The sequence below is a fragment of the Acerihabitans sp. TG2 genome (assembly GCF_035013185.1).
In the GTDB taxonomy this organism is placed as follows: Bacteria; Pseudomonadota; Gammaproteobacteria; order Enterobacterales; family Enterobacteriaceae; genus Acerihabitans.
This window is the reverse complement of record NZ_JAYGJO010000008.1, coordinates 14114-31502: the sequence shown is the minus strand read 5'-3', so window position 1 is coordinate 31502 and position 17389 is coordinate 14114. Positions and strand designations below refer to the sequence as shown.

General features: G+C 50.7%; 19 protein-coding genes, 1 tRNA gene and 2 pseudogenes. 8 read left to right on the top strand and 14 right to left on the bottom strand.

Annotation, left to right across the window (positions count from 1 at the left end; genetic code table 11):
• Positions 1 to 118: 118 nt before the first annotated feature.
• The 4 genes from SJI19_RS09295 to SJI19_RS09280 all read right to left on the bottom strand — a co-directional run bounded on the left by SJI19_RS09295 (position 119) and on the right by SJI19_RS09280 (position 3044).
• A complete protein-coding gene (locus SJI19_RS09295; protein ID WP_323478107.1) occupies positions 119 to 304 on the bottom strand; it encodes a hypothetical protein in 186 nt (61 codons plus the stop codon).
• Positions 305 to 1063: 759 nt separating this feature from the next.
• Entirely contained in the window at positions 1064 to 1966 is a 903-nt protein-coding gene (locus SJI19_RS09290; RefSeq protein WP_323477981.1) for an Rpn family recombination-promoting nuclease/putative transposase, read from the bottom strand.
• Between the two features lie 278 nt (positions 1967 to 2244).
• Positions 2245 to 2847, bottom strand: a complete 603-nt coding sequence (locus SJI19_RS09285) for a VIT1/CCC1 transporter family protein (protein ID WP_323477980.1) — start codon at positions 2845 to 2847, stop codon at positions 2245 to 2247.
• An 8-nt stretch (positions 2848 to 2855) separates the two neighbouring features.
• Positions 2856 to 3044 (bottom strand): hypothetical protein, encoded by a 189-nt coding sequence (locus tag SJI19_RS09280; RefSeq protein ID WP_323477979.1) that lies wholly within the window; start codon positions 3042 to 3044, stop codon positions 2856 to 2858.
• A gap of 382 nt (positions 3045 to 3426) precedes the next feature.
• Between SJI19_RS09280 and SJI19_RS09275 the strand changes: the two genes are divergently transcribed.
• Together SJI19_RS09275 and SJI19_RS09270 are read left to right on the top strand one after the other, a co-directional pair.
• Positions 3427 to 4029, top strand: coding sequence for a glutathione S-transferase N-terminal domain-containing protein (locus SJI19_RS09275; RefSeq protein WP_323477978.1), 603 nt, complete (start codon positions 3427 to 3429; stop codon positions 4027 to 4029).
• Between the two features lie 295 nt (positions 4030 to 4324).
• Positions 4325 to 5044, top strand: coding sequence for an SAM-dependent methyltransferase (locus SJI19_RS09270; protein ID WP_323477977.1), 720 nt, complete (start codon positions 4325 to 4327; stop codon positions 5042 to 5044).
• Positions 5045 to 5155: 111 nt separating this feature from the next.
• On the opposite strand, the pseudogene SJI19_RS09265 reads toward SJI19_RS09270, so the two are convergent.
• Positions 5156 to 5395 (bottom strand): annotated as a pseudogene (locus tag SJI19_RS09265) (type II toxin-antitoxin system Phd/YefM family antitoxin); the annotation flags it as partial.
• A 79-nt stretch (positions 5396 to 5474) separates the two neighbouring features.
• Between SJI19_RS09265 and SJI19_RS09260 the strand changes: the two are divergent.
• From SJI19_RS09260 to SJI19_RS09250, 4 genes and pseudogenes are all read left to right on the top strand, one after another.
• Entirely contained in the window at positions 5475 to 5807 is a 333-nt protein-coding gene (locus SJI19_RS09260; protein ID WP_323477976.1) for a type II toxin-antitoxin system RelE/ParE family toxin, read from the top strand.
• Positions 5804 to 6094, top strand: a complete 291-nt coding sequence (nadS, locus tag SJI19_RS09255; protein ID WP_323477975.1) for a NadS family protein — start codon at positions 5804 to 5806, stop codon at positions 6092 to 6094. Before SJI19_RS09260 ends, nadS begins: the two co-directional genes overlap by 4 nt.
• Positions 6095 to 6199, top strand: a pseudogene (locus tag SJI19_RS24830) (hypothetical protein); the annotation flags it as partial.
• Positions 6196 to 6531 (top strand): NIPSNAP family protein, encoded by a 336-nt coding sequence (locus SJI19_RS09250; protein WP_323477974.1) that lies wholly within the window; start codon positions 6196 to 6198, stop codon positions 6529 to 6531. The pseudogene SJI19_RS24830 and the gene SJI19_RS09250, both read left to right, overlap by 4 nt.
• 54 nt (positions 6532 to 6585) lie before the next feature.
• On the opposite strand, the gene SJI19_RS09245 is transcribed toward SJI19_RS09250, so the two are convergent.
• Positions 6586 to 7515, bottom strand: coding sequence for an AraC family transcriptional regulator (locus SJI19_RS09245; RefSeq protein ID WP_323477973.1), 930 nt, complete (start codon positions 7513 to 7515; stop codon positions 6586 to 6588).
• 151 nt (positions 7516 to 7666) lie between these two features.
• Entirely contained in the window at positions 7667 to 8065 is a 399-nt protein-coding gene (locus SJI19_RS09240; protein WP_323477972.1) for a VOC family protein, read from the bottom strand.
• Positions 8066 to 8156: 91 nt separating this feature from the next.
• Between SJI19_RS09240 and SJI19_RS09235 the strand changes: the two genes are divergently transcribed.
• Positions 8157 to 8858 carry a YafY family protein gene (locus SJI19_RS09235; RefSeq protein WP_323477971.1) on the top strand — a complete coding sequence of 234 codons (702 nt, stop codon included), beginning with the start codon at positions 8157 to 8159 and terminating at the stop codon, positions 8856 to 8858.
• Positions 8859 to 9035: 177 nt separating this feature from the next.
• Here SJI19_RS09235 and SJI19_RS09230 read toward each other — a convergent pair.
• The 6 genes from SJI19_RS09230 to gpt form a co-directional block, all read right to left on the bottom strand.
• Positions 9036 to 9111: transfer RNA gene (locus SJI19_RS09230), tRNA-Thr, on the bottom strand.
• A gap of 264 nt (positions 9112 to 9375) precedes the next feature.
• A complete protein-coding gene (gene proA, locus SJI19_RS09225) occupies positions 9376 to 10629 on the bottom strand; it encodes a glutamate-5-semialdehyde dehydrogenase (RefSeq protein ID WP_323477970.1) in 1254 nt (417 codons plus the stop codon).
• 10 nt (positions 10630 to 10639) lie between these two features.
• Complete coding sequence (gene proB, locus SJI19_RS09220) at positions 10640 to 11743, bottom strand: glutamate 5-kinase (RefSeq protein ID WP_323477969.1); 1104 nt, start codon at positions 11741 to 11743, stop codon at positions 10640 to 10642.
• Positions 11744 to 11857: 114 nt separating this feature from the next.
• Positions 11858 to 12262 carry a sigma factor-binding protein Crl gene (gene crl / locus SJI19_RS09215; RefSeq protein ID WP_323477968.1) on the bottom strand — a complete coding sequence of 135 codons (405 nt, stop codon included), beginning with the start codon at positions 12260 to 12262 and terminating at the stop codon, positions 11858 to 11860.
• A gap of 74 nt (positions 12263 to 12336) precedes the next feature.
• Positions 12337 to 13584 (bottom strand): esterase FrsA, encoded by a 1248-nt coding sequence (gene frsA, locus SJI19_RS09210; protein WP_323477967.1) that lies wholly within the window; start codon positions 13582 to 13584, stop codon positions 12337 to 12339.
• A gap of 150 nt (positions 13585 to 13734) precedes the next feature.
• Positions 13735 to 14193, bottom strand: coding sequence for a xanthine phosphoribosyltransferase (gene gpt, locus SJI19_RS09205; RefSeq protein ID WP_323477966.1), 459 nt, complete (start codon positions 14191 to 14193; stop codon positions 13735 to 13737).
• Between the two features lie 233 nt (positions 14194 to 14426).
• On the opposite strand from gpt, the gene pepD reads away from it, so the two are divergent.
• Positions 14427 to 15887 carry a beta-Ala-His dipeptidase gene (gene pepD, locus SJI19_RS09200; RefSeq protein ID WP_323477965.1) on the top strand — a complete coding sequence of 487 codons (1461 nt, stop codon included), beginning with the start codon at positions 14427 to 14429 and terminating at the stop codon, positions 15885 to 15887.
• Positions 15888 to 16203: 316 nt separating this feature from the next.
• Here pepD and dinB read toward each other — a convergent pair whose 3' ends face one another.
• A complete protein-coding gene (gene dinB, locus SJI19_RS09195; RefSeq protein WP_323477964.1) occupies positions 16204 to 17274 on the bottom strand; it encodes a DNA polymerase IV in 1071 nt (356 codons plus the stop codon).
• Between the last annotated feature and the right edge of the window lie 115 nt (positions 17275 to 17389).

Here is a 17389-nt window from a genome sequence, read left to right as displayed (position 1 = left end):
ACTTGTTACCAATGTTAAACAAGCAGATTGGCATCAAGATAATTAATTATTACATCGCATATTCGCGTTGTATTTAATGTGTTTATACAGGCGAAATATGGAAATATAATGACTTCTATTATATTTCCATATCCAATGTTGCATTCAGTAAATCCAGTCGTTCCGCTAGGAAAAACGTCAGTATCGCCTTGACAACCAGGTGATGAATTTCAATAAGGCAGAAGGCTAACGCGCGGCAATGATCGACAACTTCTTCAATCGTTAGCGGGATATTGTCATACAGAGGACACCCCCATTCTGACATTATTCATTAGTGAGTAAGAGATAAGAGTGTTGCTTGGCATAATTCGCCTCCAATAGTTTATTTTATAAACTATCACCAGGACTGCTAATCCCATGGTGGTAGCCTAGACAAGGTTAGCAGTACCGGCACTATTAGAAACCGGTCAGCCATAAGGCTGCCTCACCTAGGCTACCGATGAGACTAAGATAAACACAATTATCATATTAAGTCTATTATGGTGAACCAAAGCGCCAACGAAAGCATACAGGGAGCATACCTTGTTGCTAATAGTTATACCGGACTGCTAATCCCGGCTACGGATGTTCCCGTAGCGAGGACTACTATAACCAGATATGTATTGATGCCACAACGAGACAATAAGCAAATAGCCAGCAATGTGATAGACCTTGCAGTAACCATGAAATCATCAACTAGCTATTGCATAGCCATGTATGCATATCCCTATATTTTCAAGCATTAGGGAATGCCAATGAAATTATTTAATCAATTTATTATGTATAAATATATCCAATGAAACACAAGCATTATTTATTGCAAACCATTTCGATTTTATTAACTCAATGCGAAATGAATAACCATCATTTTGTTATTGAGTTAATATCTTATTAAATAATTCATAACTAGAGATTGAATGCCTTGTTGAATGCCTTTCTGACGCAGTTGTTCTGCTATGGTCATAACGTCCTCCTTGTAATCTGTGGTCTGTCGGGCGATGTTCTGCAGGAACTGCTCCGCAATGGGCGGGTTCCGCACTAGCGGTTATTGCAGCGCCATCAGGCTATCCAACTCTTCTTCGGTCAGCTTTGTAGAACGTATGATTACTGAACGTTCGATGCCGCTGGCAATGAGTTCGCGAGCAATTTTAATCGAGTTGTCTTTTGCACCTATTTGTTTACCGATCAGAATGCCTTTCTGACGCAGTTGTTCTGCTATGGTCATAACGTCCTCCTTGTAATCTGTGGTTTGTCGGGCGATATTCTGCAGGAACTGCTCCGCATCTGAGGTATTCCCACATTGCGCCAAATAAAACAACATGCTGCGGAACTGTTCGTGTGGTAAAGACCATTGGTTCAGCAGTTGGGCAATATCGTTGCTTAGCTCCAGCATATCGCGGGTTCGGATGTGTTTTTGGATCAGTTCCAGAACCGCCACGCGCCGATGGGTCATGATCTCATCATCCGGCATAGCGGTGATGTCGATTAACGGAAATGCCTGACTGTATACAGATTCTGCCAGTTCAGGGTCAGCAAAGCAATCCAGCCAACATGTGGTATAAGGATAAGGCGAGGTGCGACCGTGGTAAAAAAGCAGCGGGATCACCACCGGCAACTGCTTATGCCCCTGATCCAGATGTTGCTGCATGGCCTCTAGGCAATAACGCAGCATACGATACGGCATCATCTTTTCAGGTCGTGATTGATGCTCTATTACTGTATAGATATATCCCGGTTCTCTGGTGGTCTGTACCGAATACAGCATATCGGAATAGAAACTTCGCAGATTATCTTTGATAAACGTACTCGATTCCATAGCCAACGTGCTTAAATCGCAGCGCTCTCGCAGCGAAGCCGGCAGATGAATATCCAGAAAATCCCGGGCCACGGCGATATTACCGAGAAACTTTTTGAACAGCGCGTCGTGATGTGACAATGAATTCGACATATCGCCTCCCTGGCAAATTGAGGCGCGATAGTATCGTATCAAAGAGGCGTGGATCTATACCGAAACCCGTAATTGCCGCGCTATCTTAATCAATAAAACAGCGTTACATGATATTTGGTTGATATTCCATTTATGCTTCTTTTTATTTTTACATTCCTGCTTTGCTAACTATTTTACAAGCCAACTTTGCTAACGAATAGCCAAGTATAATTTGGCTATCTTGTGGGGTTAACGCTAGCGCTGGATACTATTTAGCACCATAGCGGTGAGTTGCAATATTAGCTAATACTCACGCCAATCAAATGCCCGAGCAAGAAGGTCACCAGGGCGGCGACCAAGCCGATAGCTAATTGGCGTAGCGCCGAAAACGCCATTTTTCGACCGGTGAATAAACTGGTGGCCGCGCCGATCCCAACCAGCGCCAATGCGCTCAGCGCAAAACTTGCGGCGAAGGCCAAGGTCCCTTTCAGAATAAAAAAAGGCAACACCGGGAAAATAGCCCCGAGCGCAAATAACCCGAACGAGGCTGCCGCGGCGGACCAGGGTGAACCGCCCAGATCGGTGGGATCGATACCCAGTTTCTCGCGCGACATTGAATCCAGCGCATCTGCCGGCGACTGGAACAACTTATCGACCAGTTGACGCGCGGATTCGGCATCCAGCCCTTTAGCTTGATAGATAACCACCAGATCCTGCTTTTCAATCTCAGGAGTTTCAGCGATTGCAACGGTTTGGGCCGCAATCGCACGCCGGGCCATTTCCCGTGCGCTGCTGACCGACAACCACTCCCCCATCGCCATCGAACAGGCACCGGCGGTAAGACCGGCGATGCCGGTTAACAGGATAGCGCGCTCACCCACCATCGCGCCGACGACGCCCATCACCAGGCTCAGATTCGAGACAAGGCCGTCATTAAGGCGGCATGCCGGGTTTCGGATGCGGCCAGACGCTGGTAGACCTCCCGTACGCCCTGATCCATCTCAGCTCGAGCCAGTTCGGCGTAGATACAGGCGGCATCAACCTCGCTCTGGAAATACCCTCGCAGCGTCACGATGCGGGCGTTTAACGGCTGCGTCATACGACGACTCCTTGGCATGTTCTGATAACACAGGGCCGGAGAAACAGAACAGCCGACCTCACCAGCGGTAGCCGTATTTCAGCCGAAAACGTCAATAGCATCATCGCGATCGTTCCTCTTTGTAAGGCTAAATATCTTCAACATTTCCGGTAATTCAGGCTAACCGACCGCCACACAGGAGTCAAAGCCAAGCACGAAAATAACGGGGGCAATATCATAAAAATTTGATATAAAAGAGGACGTAATGACAGAGGAAAGGCTGGAGAGTATTGCGCGCTGCATTATGGCATGGTGGATCCGTTTGCATTATGCCAGCATCGGGTTGCTCATTATAAAGCCGGTTACCAGATGGACTTTTCAGAAAAAAGAAAGAGGTTACGTCATGATCTTAATTGGAATACTGGATTCACCCTACGTCAGGCGCGTCGCTATCTGCATGAAAGTATTGGGACTGGCATTTGAACATCGCCCACTCTCGGTATTTGCCGATTTTGACGCCATCAGGCAAATTAACCCGGTGGTAAAAGTCCCGACGCTGATAACCGCTGACGGCCAGGTGCTGATGGATTCCACCCTGATACTCAGTTTTTTAGAACAACTGGCACCTAACGCGCCGGGCCTGATACCGGCATCAGGGCCTGAGCGGTTGCGCGCACTGTGCCTGACCGGTCTTGCCCTGGCGGCCTGCGAGAAGGCGGTCCAGCTGGTTTATGAAAGACGTCTCAGACCCGAAGAAAAACAACACCAGCCTTGGGTTGACCGGGTGGTGACACAGATCCACGGCGCTTGGCAGTCCCTCGAGGAGAGCCTGCAGGAAGGCCAGCCAGATGTGCTGACCGTTGCCGGCATCAGCATTGCGGTGGCATGGAGTTTTACCCGGATGATGATACCGGACGTAATAACGACTGACCGGTATCCCGACGTCGACCGGTTTACACAATTAGCCGAACGACAGCCGGTTTTTCTTGCTACGCCGCAGGTGTAAACATAGCGGACAGTATTTGAATATCCGCGCTGAATTTAGCTAAAAACGGGGTTTACTCCGCTGACAAAGCATTAGGGTCTTATCGTAGGTAAACACAAACACGAAAAAGGATACTCAGCCCCACCGCCCTCACAAGCTCAGCCTTGGTCGCCTAACCCATTGACGTCAATGCGCTGAAATCGAATGCGGACACCGCTGTGTGTTTGCACGTTTTGCACATGATGATTAACAGGTTTTTCAGTATGAATTTATCCCGTCAGGAATAACGTACCTTACACATTCTCGCCAAAGGCGGATGAATAAAAACGCACTCTTTACCGACAACTATGACATCTCTTTTCTTTTGGAAACAATGATGGGGCCGAATGCCATGCGCATTGTGGAAGAAATGGCAAATATGCTTCCCATTTCTCCGGATATGCGAATTCTTGACCTTGGTTGCGGAACCGGGATTTCTTCCATCCTGCTGGCGGAAAAATATGATGTGACGGTGTTTGCGGCCGACTTATGGATTTCCCCCACCGAGAATGCGCAACGGTTCTCACGTCTGGGACTCGATTCTAAAATAATCCTCCTCCAGGTTGACGCAACGAAAGAGATCCCCTTCGCCCATGAGTATTTTGACATGATCATCAGCGTGGATGCCTATCAGTACTTTGGTGGCAACCAAGCCATGCTGCCAAAACTCCTGCCTTTTGTAAAAACAGGCGGGCTGATAGCCGTTGCCATACCTGGGTTTATTCAGGATTATCCAGAAGGGCAGTTGCCGGAAGAAGCCCAGCCCTTCTGGGCGCCGGATTGGTATTTTTATTCCTGTAACTGGTGGAAAGCGTTATGGGAAAAAGAACCCGGCATAACGATTACCATGCTGCGCGAAATGGACGCATGCCAGCAGGCATGGGATGAATATCTACAATCTCCCAGTTGGCATGCTCAGAAAATGATTCCCATCATGCAGGCAGGTGCCGGGAAATATTTCAATATTATCCAAATCGTCGGGCGGAAAGTGTCATAGAACCTCGCCGTTAATATCCGCCCCACTCCTGATGGGTGGGGAGGATGGCGGTAACCCACTTCCCGATGCTGATTGTTTATGGCGAGAACGTTGCGGCTCCAGACATGTTCTATCTAGATCGACCTCAATCAAAGGCTGCTTCGCCCGCATTTTAACCCGATCAGCAAGTTCCTGATCGTCTAGCGATGCCAGTATGCGCTCATAAAGTGCTGCCGAAACACAGTAAAACGCAGGCTGATTCCTGTTCAAAATAGCCACCGGAAAACCTGCCCCGGCACTTACCGTAGCCATAGGATTTTTCTTTAGCTCACCGACGCTAGCACTGGTATCACTTAAAATGACGTTTGGCATCGTAACCCCAGAAAAGACTTGCAAGTCTTACGGTGTAAGAGTACCGTGAGGTCACACGGAGTAAGAGTGAGCGCAGCAAATGGATCTGCTACATTTTATTGAAACCCCGATTTTTCAGAGGAAAATTGACGGTTTATTGAGTGCTGATGAATATCAAAAATTTCAGGAATTCCTTAGTTTAGATGCAACGGTAGGCGATACGATTGCGGGTACCGGCGGATGCAGAAAAGTCCGTTGGATGCTGCCCGGAATAGGTAAAAGCGCAGGCGTCCGGGTAATCTACTATTACTTGACCAGAGACAGCGAAATATACCTGCTGATCGCATATCCCAAAAATGAAAAAGACAACCTAACGAACAGCGAAAAAAATCAGCTTAAAAAAGTCATAGTAGCTATCGAGGGAGCAAAATGAAAGCGGAACTGTTTAACGAATTACTTGCCAGTGCTAAGGAAGCGGTCGCCATCAAAAACGGTGAGATCAACGCTGCCCGGATAACCACCGTGGTTTTACCGGATGTGAAAGCTATTCGGACCACAGCGCATTTGAAACAAGATGAGTTTGCACAGGTAGTCGGCGTTTCTCCTTCCCTTGTCCAGGCCTGGGAACAGCACAAGCGCACACCTACTGGAAGCAGCCTGAAACTTCTGCGGGTTATCGAAAAACATCCTGATATGTTGAATGTGTTCAGAACTGCCTAAGTTACCTTGCTCACCGAAGTTCCTGAGCTTTATGCAAAATTCGGTTTCAACATTGTCCGGCCAGAAAAAGAAGACATACCTCTCGTTTGGGGATCTCATCAATGAATAAAACCGTCGAGATACTGCAATACACCTTACGCAAAGGCACTGGCGAGGTTTTCCACAGCATCATGCATGACATTAGCGTTCCCCTTCATCGACGCCACAGGATCGATGTTGTGTCGTTTGGCCATTCGCTGCATGACCCGGATTGCTATTATCTGATTCGGGCCTTTGTGAGTACTGAAAGCATGGCAACGGTTCTTGATACTTTCTACTCAAGCGCTGACTGGCGCGACGGCCCACGCGAAGACATTATTGACTGCATCGAAACCAGCCTTAAGACCGTGATGATTTTGCCATCGGAAAGCGTGGACGGGTTACGAGTACAAGTGTAGGTCATCAGGCTTCACCAGACGCTCTCAGAGAAATTCGTTTAATCAGATGGTTACCTACTGCGGGTGCGTGATCAACAAGCCGGCTACGCACATAACCGGCTTGCTCAGTTTATTGCACGGCAAATAGATATCAGTGATCAGTTCATGTTCCGCTACCTCATGCACAAAGTTGTGATAGTGGAAGAACAGCGGGAAATCGCGCAGTTCCTCTCCACTGCCAGGCAGCCAGTCACGATACAGCACCTGTGCCAGTTCGGTTAACGCATCATGCGATCCCTGATGACGCAACACCGCGCATCGACCTGCGGGGATTTCGCTGTTCACCACCCCGAAACTATTGTCTTCCGGAATCGGCGACGTTACGGTGCCGCAAATACGGAACTCGAACACCTCCGGCGGTGTTGAGGTGGGATCGTGTGGTGCAACACCGAATGTCTGGCTGCTGGCAACAGGTGAGTAACCCGTGGTTTTACGCCATTCAATAAAGCGAGCCGCGGTTTCGTTTATGCGCTCCGGTTGTCCATAATGAGTCAGCATGGCAACTGATGCCGCGGGAAAATTGATGATCTTGACTTGGCCTTGCATCGTTTGTCTCCTTGCTTTATAAGGTCCTGATATGCGCTGATGCCAGTCTATCCAGGGGGGCTGCTGGCGAAACTGCGTCGGTGACAGACCAAACATTTGTCTGAAAGCCCGGCTAAATGATTCAGCATGCTGAAAACCGGCGTCGAACGCGATATCAGTGATTTTCTCTAACGGATTAAAAGCCAGTCGATAAGATGCGCGTTTTAAGCGCATCATTTGAATGTAGCGACCAGGCGGCACCCCGCAATAACTCGAAAACTGACGGTGGAAGTGAAATGGTGAAAAGTATGCCACTTCACTGAGCTTATCCAGTAATAGCGTGTCGTCGAGATGACGGTCAATATAATCAAAGACCTGATTGAAACGTCTGGCGTAACTATCGGTTTTATTATCACACATGGCATCCTCCGTGCTGCTTAATATGCTCGAAGACGATTCAGTTTGCCTGACCGATCTTGCGCAAAATAGTGAGACGCGGAAAAGAATCAGTATCTACGTGACTCTCTGTCAATACCGATCGAATGGCGAGCCACCAGACGAGGCTGATCACTTATCCCCGATTGAAGCGCGCTTTCGCTGCTTGCGTCACTGGGGTATAAAGTGAAATCAGCGTGCCTTCAGGATCACGAATTTGTGCTGTTCTGTTGCCCCATGGCAAATTTTTCGGCGCATGGACCACTTCGACCTGCTCTTTTAAGCGGTTAAATTCGTCATCGACATTTTCTACCCTAAACTCCAGAATCACAGAGCGGTTACATGCAGGTTGGGCGCTGTTCTCTTTAAACAGTGCCACTGTCTCAACGCTGCCTATAGCGATAACCGCTACCGGTGTCACGATTTCGGCAAAAACCGGGGCTAACCAGTCGGCCTTGCAATGGGTAACTAATTCATAAAATTGAACGACATCTTTGATGTTTTGCACAATCAGACGGACAGATACAAATTTCATAGCGACGCTCCATTATGGCTGCGAATAGCGCGGCCTGCGAAAACATCATCACTCAGGTATGCTGACAGCGTGGTGGCAACAGGATTAAAAAATGCGACGTGCAGACAGATTATTCCAAATTCTCCAGATACTCAGACGCTCAACACGTCCGGTAACCGCAGCGAGGTTGGCCGAAGAACTTGAAGTATCAACGCGAACCATTTACCGGGATATTGCGGATCTCGCAGGGCAAAGGATTCCGTTAGTGGGGGAGGCTGGCTCTGGTTATATTTTGAGTTCAGACTATGATATGCCTCCTTTGATGTTTACGGCTGAGGAGTTGGAAGCTGTATTTCTTGGCGCAGAACTGGTGCGACGATTACCGGATGCAACTCTTGCGAATAATGCCAGCGATGTGCTGGCAAAAATCGCCTCGGTGATCCCGGCGCGACTACTCGGTTATTTATCTTATTCGGCGGTAGGGCTAAAACCGGATGAGTCAGGTAACGTCAAACCCGATACGCGAAAAATCAGAACTGCCATTCGGGAAGGAAAAAAGATTTTACTGGAATATGGCTCCGCATCCGGTGACATCACCAAAAGGACCATCTGGCCGGTGATGCTAGGCTATGACCAAACCTGTTGCCTTCTCATCGGCTGGTGTGAATTACGCGGCACCTTTCGTCATTTCCGGGTCGATCGAATACGCCATGCTGCGATATTGAATGAAAATATTGGCACCAACAGAAACGAACTCAGGAATCGCTGGGAACGCTGGCGGGATAAGGAGATGAAGCAACTCAATGCAGAATAATTTACATGCACCTCGCGCCGTTTGAGGATTCAATCATCATGGCAGCACCATTACTGTCTATGAATCACACATCTGGATTCTACTGGATGGATTCGGACATATACGGATAGAAAATAGATAAACCGCATGAATTAAAAGGATTTTTAGGACTTTCTTGGATGATTTTGGACCTGCGGATGGTGCCGATAATAGGAGTCGAACCTACGACCTTCGCATTACGAATGCGCTGCTCTACCAACTGAGCTATATCGGCATGATGTGGCTGTGTCATGCGGGATGAATCTCGGGGCACACGTTATGCAAAAGCGGCTTAAGAGTCAATAGCCCGGCGTTTGTATGCTGATAAAAACAACAAACCGGTGTTAAAGATCAAGGCGTGGATACTTTATCACCAGCATCACCGTCAAAAAAGCCGTCAAAACTGATCTAACATTACTGCTGACCGTTTTCAGCGCCACTGTGAAGCAATTTCACCGCCCGGCCCCCTAATAGCCGCCGGGCGTAGGCTGTTAGTTGGTCAAGCGCGCACCAGATTATCGCCGTAGCCAATCCATTTATACGTGGTCAGAGCTTCCAGCCCCATTGGGCCACGCGCGTGCAGCTTTTGGGTACTGACCGCCACCTCAGCACCCAGGCCGAACTGGCCACCGTCGGTGAAACGGGTGCTGGCATTAACATACACCGCCGACGAATCCACTTCACGGACAAAACGTTCCGCATTGGCCAGTGACTGGGTCAAAATCGCGTCCGTGTGCTGGGTGCCATAGTGGCGGATATGTTCTACCGCCGCGTCAAAGCCGCTCACCAGCTTGACGTTCAGGTCCAGAGATAACCATTCATCGCCATAGTTGGCCTCTTCCACCGGGACACAGACGGCCGGGCCGTCGGCCAGATAAGGCCGGGCGGCCTCGTCGGCATGCAGCGTGACACCTAAGGGCTGCATATACTCGCTTAAACGGCTCAGAAAGGCCGGCGCAATCGCCTGGTGGACCAGCAGTGTCTCCAAGGAGTTGCAGGCACTGGGGCGCTGTACCTTGGCATTTTCAATCACCTTGAGCGCCGCATCAATATCGATGGTTTCATCGGCATAGATATGGCATACCCCAATACCGCCGGTGATCACTGGAATGGTGGAGTTTTCGCGGCACAGCTTATGCAGGCCGGCCCCGCCTCGTGGTATGAGCATATCCACATAGCGGTCCAAATGCAGCAGTTCGTTGACCAAGGCACGATCGGGATTGTCGATGGCCTGTACCGCACCGGCGGGCAGGTTACAGTCCACCAGCGCCTGCTGAATCACTTTTACCGTGGCGGCATTGCTGCGGCAGGTCTCTTTTCCACCGCGCAGGATCACCGCGTTGCCGGTTTTCAGGCACAGCGCCGCCACATCTACCGTGACATTAGGACGAGCTTCATAGATGACTGCCACCACGCCCAGCGGCACCCGACGGCGTTCCAGTTTGAGGCCGTTATCCAGCATATGTCCGTCGATAACCTGCCCCACCGGGTCGGTCAGGCGACAGACCTGGCGTACATCGTGCGCAATTGCTGATAAGCGCGCTGGTGTGAGCAGCAGACGGTCGAGCAGCGCCTCGCTAAGACCACTTTGCCGTGCGTCCGCCATATCCAGAGCGTTAGCCGCTAGGATAACCTCGGCGTGAGTTTCCAGGCTATCGGCAATCGCCATCAGTGCCCGATCTTTAGCCGCAGCACTTTGCACCGCCAATTGCCAGGATGCCGCTTTGGCTGCTTTACCCATTTGCTCCAGCATATGCAACTCCTTAATAAATAATCATGTCGTCGCGATGGATCACCACCGGGCCATATTCATAGCCAAGAATGGCGTTGATCTGCTGGGAGTGTTTCCCGGCAATCATGCGCAGCGCGTCGCTATTGTAACGGCTAACGCCATGCGCAACATCCTCGCCATCCAGGCCACGGAGCCGCACGACCACTCCGCGGGAAAAATCGCCGACGACGCTACGGATCCCCTTGGGCAACAGCGAACTACCCTGCTCCCTGATCGCCAGCAGTGCGCCATTATCCACCGTAATATCGCCGGCGGGCGGCGGTCCAAACAGCCAGCGTTTGCGGGCCTCAAGGGGCATCCCCTGGGCATGGAACCGGGTGCCCACTGGCCGGTCATCCATCATATCGCCAATCACCCCCGGCCGGCTACCGGCGGCAATCACCACGTCGATACCGGCACGAATGCCCACGTCGGCAGCCTGAATTTTAGTAGCCATGCCGCCCGTGCCCAGCCCTGAAACGCTGTCGCCGGCGACGCCACGCAGAGCATCGTTTATACTGTCCACTTCGGGGATCAGTCTTGCATCCGGATTGGTGCGTGGATCTGCAGTATACAAGCCGTCCTGGTCGGTGAGCAGCAGCAATTTGTCGGCATCCGCCAAGATTGCCACCAGTGCCGAGAGATTGTCGTTATCGCCGACTTTTATTTCGTTGGTGGACACCGCGTCATTTTCATTAATCACCGGAATGATGCAGTTATCTAATAAAGCGCGCATCGTGTCGCGAGCATTGAGAAAACGCTCGCGGTCTTCCATGTCGGCGCGGGTCAGCAACATCTGGCCGATGTGAATGCCATAGATTGAAAACAAATGATCCCAAAGTTGGATCAGGTTGCTTTGCCCGACCGCCGCCAACAGTTGTTTCGAAGCGACGGTGGCGGGCAGTTCTGGGTAACCCAGACGCTCCCGGCCGGCGGCAATGGCCCCGGAGGTCACTATGACGATCCGGTGTCCCGCAGTGTGCAGTTGCGCGCATTGGCGCACCAGCTCGACGATATGGGCGCGATTCAGCCGACGGGAACCGCCGGTCAGCACGCTGGTGCCCAGTTTAATTACTAAGGTCTGGCTGCCTTCCATTACATTCCTACCGTAAGTCGGATTGAATTCGTACCTGGTCTTTAGAAAGAACAGCCTTATACCTGCCGGCATAAGGCGATATACTTGTTATCTTCCAAGCCGCAGGGCTGTTGGCTAGCGGGCTGTCAGGATAAACGGCTCGTCGTTAAAGCTGTCCGCAGATTCAAGTGTCATGTCCAGCGAAACGATATAGGCCTCAAGGCGAGGGAAAAAAGCACGCAAAGAGCTTTCCAGTTTTTCCAGCACCGCGTCATCGGTGATGTCCTGTTTATTCCAATTGCCCACTTGGTCGAATTTACCGATATAATAGGTATAGGTATAACGGTTTTCTTCTACCTCAAGATCGATCCACCAGCCCCAAAATTCGCGCAATTCCGGCGATAATTGCATATTGATGCATACCGCCAGGCAGTCAAAGAAAAAATGGCTATCACTGCACTGCTCTTCACGAATATAAGGGCCGAGAGACGTAAATCCCTTCATCAGTCTGCTTTTAGGATGTCCACTTATTAACGCCATGCTGGTAACCTCAAATGCCTTAACAGAGAATGACTTCTCTATTTAGCAAACTAATAAAATCGTGGAACTGCAAATTATCCGATATTTTTTAGCCAAGTACAAATTTCGGATAAGGCCAACTGGAAGTTAGCATAAATCGGTGCCGATTTGATCTGCATGAGTTTACTGTCCATGGACGACGCTGCGATCAGTTCTGCGTCTTGCTTAGGACTGAAAGGATCGTCATTCCAGTAGCCGGCCAGCATCGGCGTGGGGCAACGGTGCCCCAGCAGTCCTTGGGTTTTTAGCGAATAGCGATTAAGTTCGGCTTTTAATGCCGAGTCGGAGGCCTGCGCCATGCCAATTCGGCTGGCAAGCACATCGATATACATATTCGGCGCCCGGTCCTGGCGAACAGGATCGGTAAGCAGACCGTGCACGATCGGTCCCAGGCAGGCCACGCCACGCAACCTCTGCGGTTCCAGAAATGCCAACCGAACGGCAATATTGGCGCCAAAACGAATGCCAAAGGCTGTCACGCGCTTGGCATCAATCCATGGTATATCCGGTAATGCCCGTAGTACCTGCTGATGCAGAAAACTGGAATCCTGGGTCAGTTTCCATTTTGAGGAAAAGCCAATGGAGGGCATATCGATAGTCAGCATCGCCATACCCGCCGGAGCAAAATAATCACGGAATAGTCGATAGGTGTCGTTTTGCAGCATATCCAGACTGCCGCAAACCAGTACCGTGGGGAAAGGACCGCCGTTTTTGTGCGGCAGATGCAAAAAGCCGGTCAGCTTGCCGCCGCCGCTAATCGGAAAGGTTAGCGCTTTTAGCTCATAACTTAACCGTTCGGTAGTCTCTACCCAAGCCCGGTTGGCCAGCGTTTGCGCCTGTTCGGCCAACGCATCGCCGCACAAGTGTGGATAGGCAGCAATACTGTAGAAATTGGCCGCCTGCAGCCAATGCTTGCCCGACAGAACGGGATCGGTCTCATCCATGCCGCGTTGTTGCCAGACCATGCCCTGGTGAGACCATTCATAAATCCAGTTACCTGGACGATAGCCAACCACGGTATCAAGCAAACACCTATCCGTGCGATCGGTTTTGCTGGCGGCAATGCGCGCTAGCACTTCTTCGATTTCCCAAGGGTCAATACCACGCCAAATCCATAATAACCGGTTGATCATCCGGTACCAGTTTTGCGGATTGGTGCCTTCCAGGGTGGCAAGGATCGGGGATTGTCCGTCGCTATGACGCACGCGGGTGACCAGCGTTGAGGTTTCAGGTAGTTTGAATGAGGGTTTGAATAATGTTTCGCTTAGATTAGTGCCACTCATTAAGCCTTCGCCTCCGCACAGTCGTTTTTGCCATAATTAAGGCTAATCTTAGCAAGATTGACCATTAAGGGACAATAAAACAAACGCCCGACAGTGTCGGGCGTTAAACGAAATCGTTATGGGTTGATTAAGCTCACTATTTATCCAGGCTTATTTTCCCACCAACGGCGGGATAAATACCACACCCATGTCCCAGGGTTGTTCAATCCAGGTGTCTTGCGGGATATCGACCATATAGTCATCCACCAGCGGCCGGCCGGCCGGCTTGGCAAAAATGGTAACGAAATGCGCTTTTGGATACATGTCACGGATCGCTTTAGCGGTTCCACCGGTATCCACCAGGTCGTCAATAACGATAAAACCTTCACCATCGCCTTCAGCACGTTTAAGCACCGTCAGTTCACGCTGGTTGTTATGGTCGTAGCTGGAGATGCAAACCGTATCAACGTGGCGAATATTCAATTCGCGCGCCAACAGTGACCCAGGGACCAAACCACCGCGGCTGACCGCAATAATGCCTTTCCACTGATTTGCGGGCAGTAGCCGTTCGGCCAGTTTCCGCGCCTGGATTTGCAACATATCCCAGGTTACGACGTATTTTTCGCTCATAAATGCTGTCCCAGCCGGATTGGGCCGGCTTAAAAGTACAGGGGAAAAAGGTTGCGCGAGATTATAAAGACGCCATCAACGAAATACCAGCGCTACCGCCCTTTTTAAGCGCACTTTCACCATTATTCAGGCTAAAGTGGTATGCTTTCTTTCGTCTTTGGTAACCATCAGACCGTCTGAACGCGGTGAAAAACGCGCAGACCGGGTCTTAGGTTGTAACAGGAGTTATTATCGTGTCTGAACTGACTCAACTTTCGCCTCAGCCATTATGGCAAATTTTTGCCAAAATTTGCTCCATTCCACACCCCTCGTATCATGAGGAAGCCTTAGCCAGCCATATTATGCGCTGGGCACAGGAAAAAGGGTTGCACGGGGAACGCGACGAGGTTGGCAATATCCTGCTGCGTAAACCCGCAACGCCGGGTTATGAAAAACGTCGTCCGGTGGTGTTACAGGCGCATTTGGATATGGTGCCGCAAAAAAACAACGAGACCCTTCATGATTTTACTCGCGATCCCATTCAACCGTATGTAGATGGCGATTGGGTAAAAGCGCGCGGCACAACCCTTGGTGCCGATAATGGTATCGGCATGGCATCAGCGCTGGCAGTGCTGGCGGATGATGGGGTACAACACGGTCCACTGGAAGTATTACTGACCATGACCGAAGAAACCGGTATGGCTGGTGCCTTTGGTCTGCAGCCAGGCTGGCTGCAAGGCGATATTCTGATCAATACCGATTCAGAAGAAGAGGGCGAGATTTATATGGGTTGCGCCGGCGGGGTTGATTTTAAAACCATCCTGCCTCTGGAGCGCGAAGCAGTACCAGCGGGCTATCACGTGTTGAAGCTCACCATTAAAGGCCTCAAAGGAGGGCATTCCGGCGGTGATATCCATAAGGGATTAGGCAATGCCAATAAGCTGCTGGCACGCTTCCTGTCAAAACAGGCTCATGCGCTGGATATCCAACTCATCGATTTCAACGGCGGCACGCTGCGCAATGCTATTCCGCGCGAAGCCTATGCGACGCTGGCCCTACCACAAGAAAACGCCGAAAGCCTAAGCCAACTGGCGCAGAGTTTCCTGTCGGTGATTAAAAGTGAACTGGCGGCGGTTGAGAAAAAGCTGGCAATTCAAATTGACCCCATAACCCCAGACGCCCCGGTGCTGACCAAAGTCACCAGCGATCGGTTTATCGCCCTGCTCAACGCCATGCCCAACGGCGTCATTCGTTTTAGCGATGACGTGAAAGGCGTGGTGGAAACCTCGCTCAACGTCGGCGTGGTGTCCATGGAGCCGGAGCAGGCTCATATCCGCTGCCTGATCCGTTCACTGATTGACAGCGGTAAAGACGATGTGGTCGGAATGTTAACCGCGTTGGGTAGCTTGGCTGGTGCACAAACCGCCGCCAAGGGCAGTTACCCGGGCTGGAAACCGGACGCTAATTCACCGGTGATGCATTTGGTGCGTGAAACCTATCAAAAGCTGTTTAATAAAACCCCGAATATTCAGGTCATCCACGCCGGGCTGGAATGTGGTTTATTTAAAAAGCCCTACCCGCTAATGGATATGGTATCTATCGGGCCGACCATTACCGGTCCACACTCGCCGGATGAACAGGTGCATATCAAAAGTGTCGGCCAATACTGGACCCTGCTGACTGCGCTGCTCAAAGCCATCCCTGAAAAAGACTGACCGCGATAGCCTAACGATTTCACGTTGCAGGAAAGCCAACGCATCTGCAACGTGAAGTATGACGGGATACCCTAAATAATTCGCGTGGCAGGAAGGCGGCAACGCAGCAAATCCCAGGAGCTTACTTTTGTAAGTGACTGGGGTGAGCGAGGAAAGCCAACGCATCTGCAACGTGAAGTATGACGGGATACCCTAAATAATTCGCGTGGCAGGAAGGCGGCAACGCAGCAAATCCCAGGAGCTTACTTTTGTAAGTGACTGGGGTGAGCGAGGAAAGCCAACGCATCTGCAACGTGAAGTATGACGGGATACCTTGTTACGGCATATCATCTTCCCACCTGAGCATCAGCTGACGCTCAATTTGCGGGTCGATCAACGTGACATGCAACCCCACCAGCCGTACACCACGATCGCCGCGGCGCTGCTCCCACGCCTGACGCGCAATAGCGATCAAATCTTGCTTATGCAGGCGCGGCCATACATGTTCCTGTGTGGTTTGCTGGAAATCGGCAAATTTAAGTTTAATGCCCTGTCGGGCGATCAGCAGATCCGGTCTGACCTTTGCCAGCCGCCGCTCAAGTTCGGGGTAGAGTTGTTCAATAATTGCCACGCAGTCGGCCCAATCGCCGATATCTTCCGCCAGGGTATGCTCCACCCCTACTGATTTACGCAGACGATCCGAGGATACCTCGCGTTGATCGATTCCCTGCGATCGTTCCCACAACACCCGACCAAACTTGCCAAACTGTTTTAGCAACGCCGCCAGATCGTAACGCTGCACATCGGCACAGGTTATCAGTCCCATATCGGCGAGTTTTTTGGCGGTGACTTTGCCCACTCCCGGAATTTTACCCAGATCGAGTTGTGCCAAAAATAGCGGTACCCGTTCTGGAGTGATAACAAATTGTCCATTGGGTTTGTTGAATTCAGAGGCGATTTTAGCCAAAAATTTTACTGGTGCCACGCCGGCCGACGCGGTGAGATCCAACTCATCGGCAATGTTTTGACGAATAGCCTGGGCCATTAGGGTCGCCGAGCCGCTACAGCAGTCGCTGTCAGTGACATCCAGGTAGGCTTCGTCCAGCGATAAGGGTTCAATCAATGACGTATAACGGCTAAAAATACGCCTGATATGTTCAGATGCCTCTTTATAAGCCGCCATGCGCCCAGGCAGCAACGTAAGGTGCGGACAAAGCTTCAGCGCCATGGCGGTCGACATGGCGCTATGCACGCCATAAACCCGCGCCGGATAATTAGCGGTACTGATCACGCCGCGCCGGTCCGCGCTGCCGCCGATGGCCAGCGGGATGTCGCGTAGCGTCGGATTGTCGCGCATTTCAACCGCTGCGAAGAAACAATCCATATCAACATGTATGATTTTACGCATCCACCCCCCCCTTCAACTGTATAAGTATACAGTAAGAAGATCAATTTATACAAAACGTATCTTGATAAATATGCCGGTGGTGCTATCTTGTCGCTGTTTTATTTGTTTTACTTGA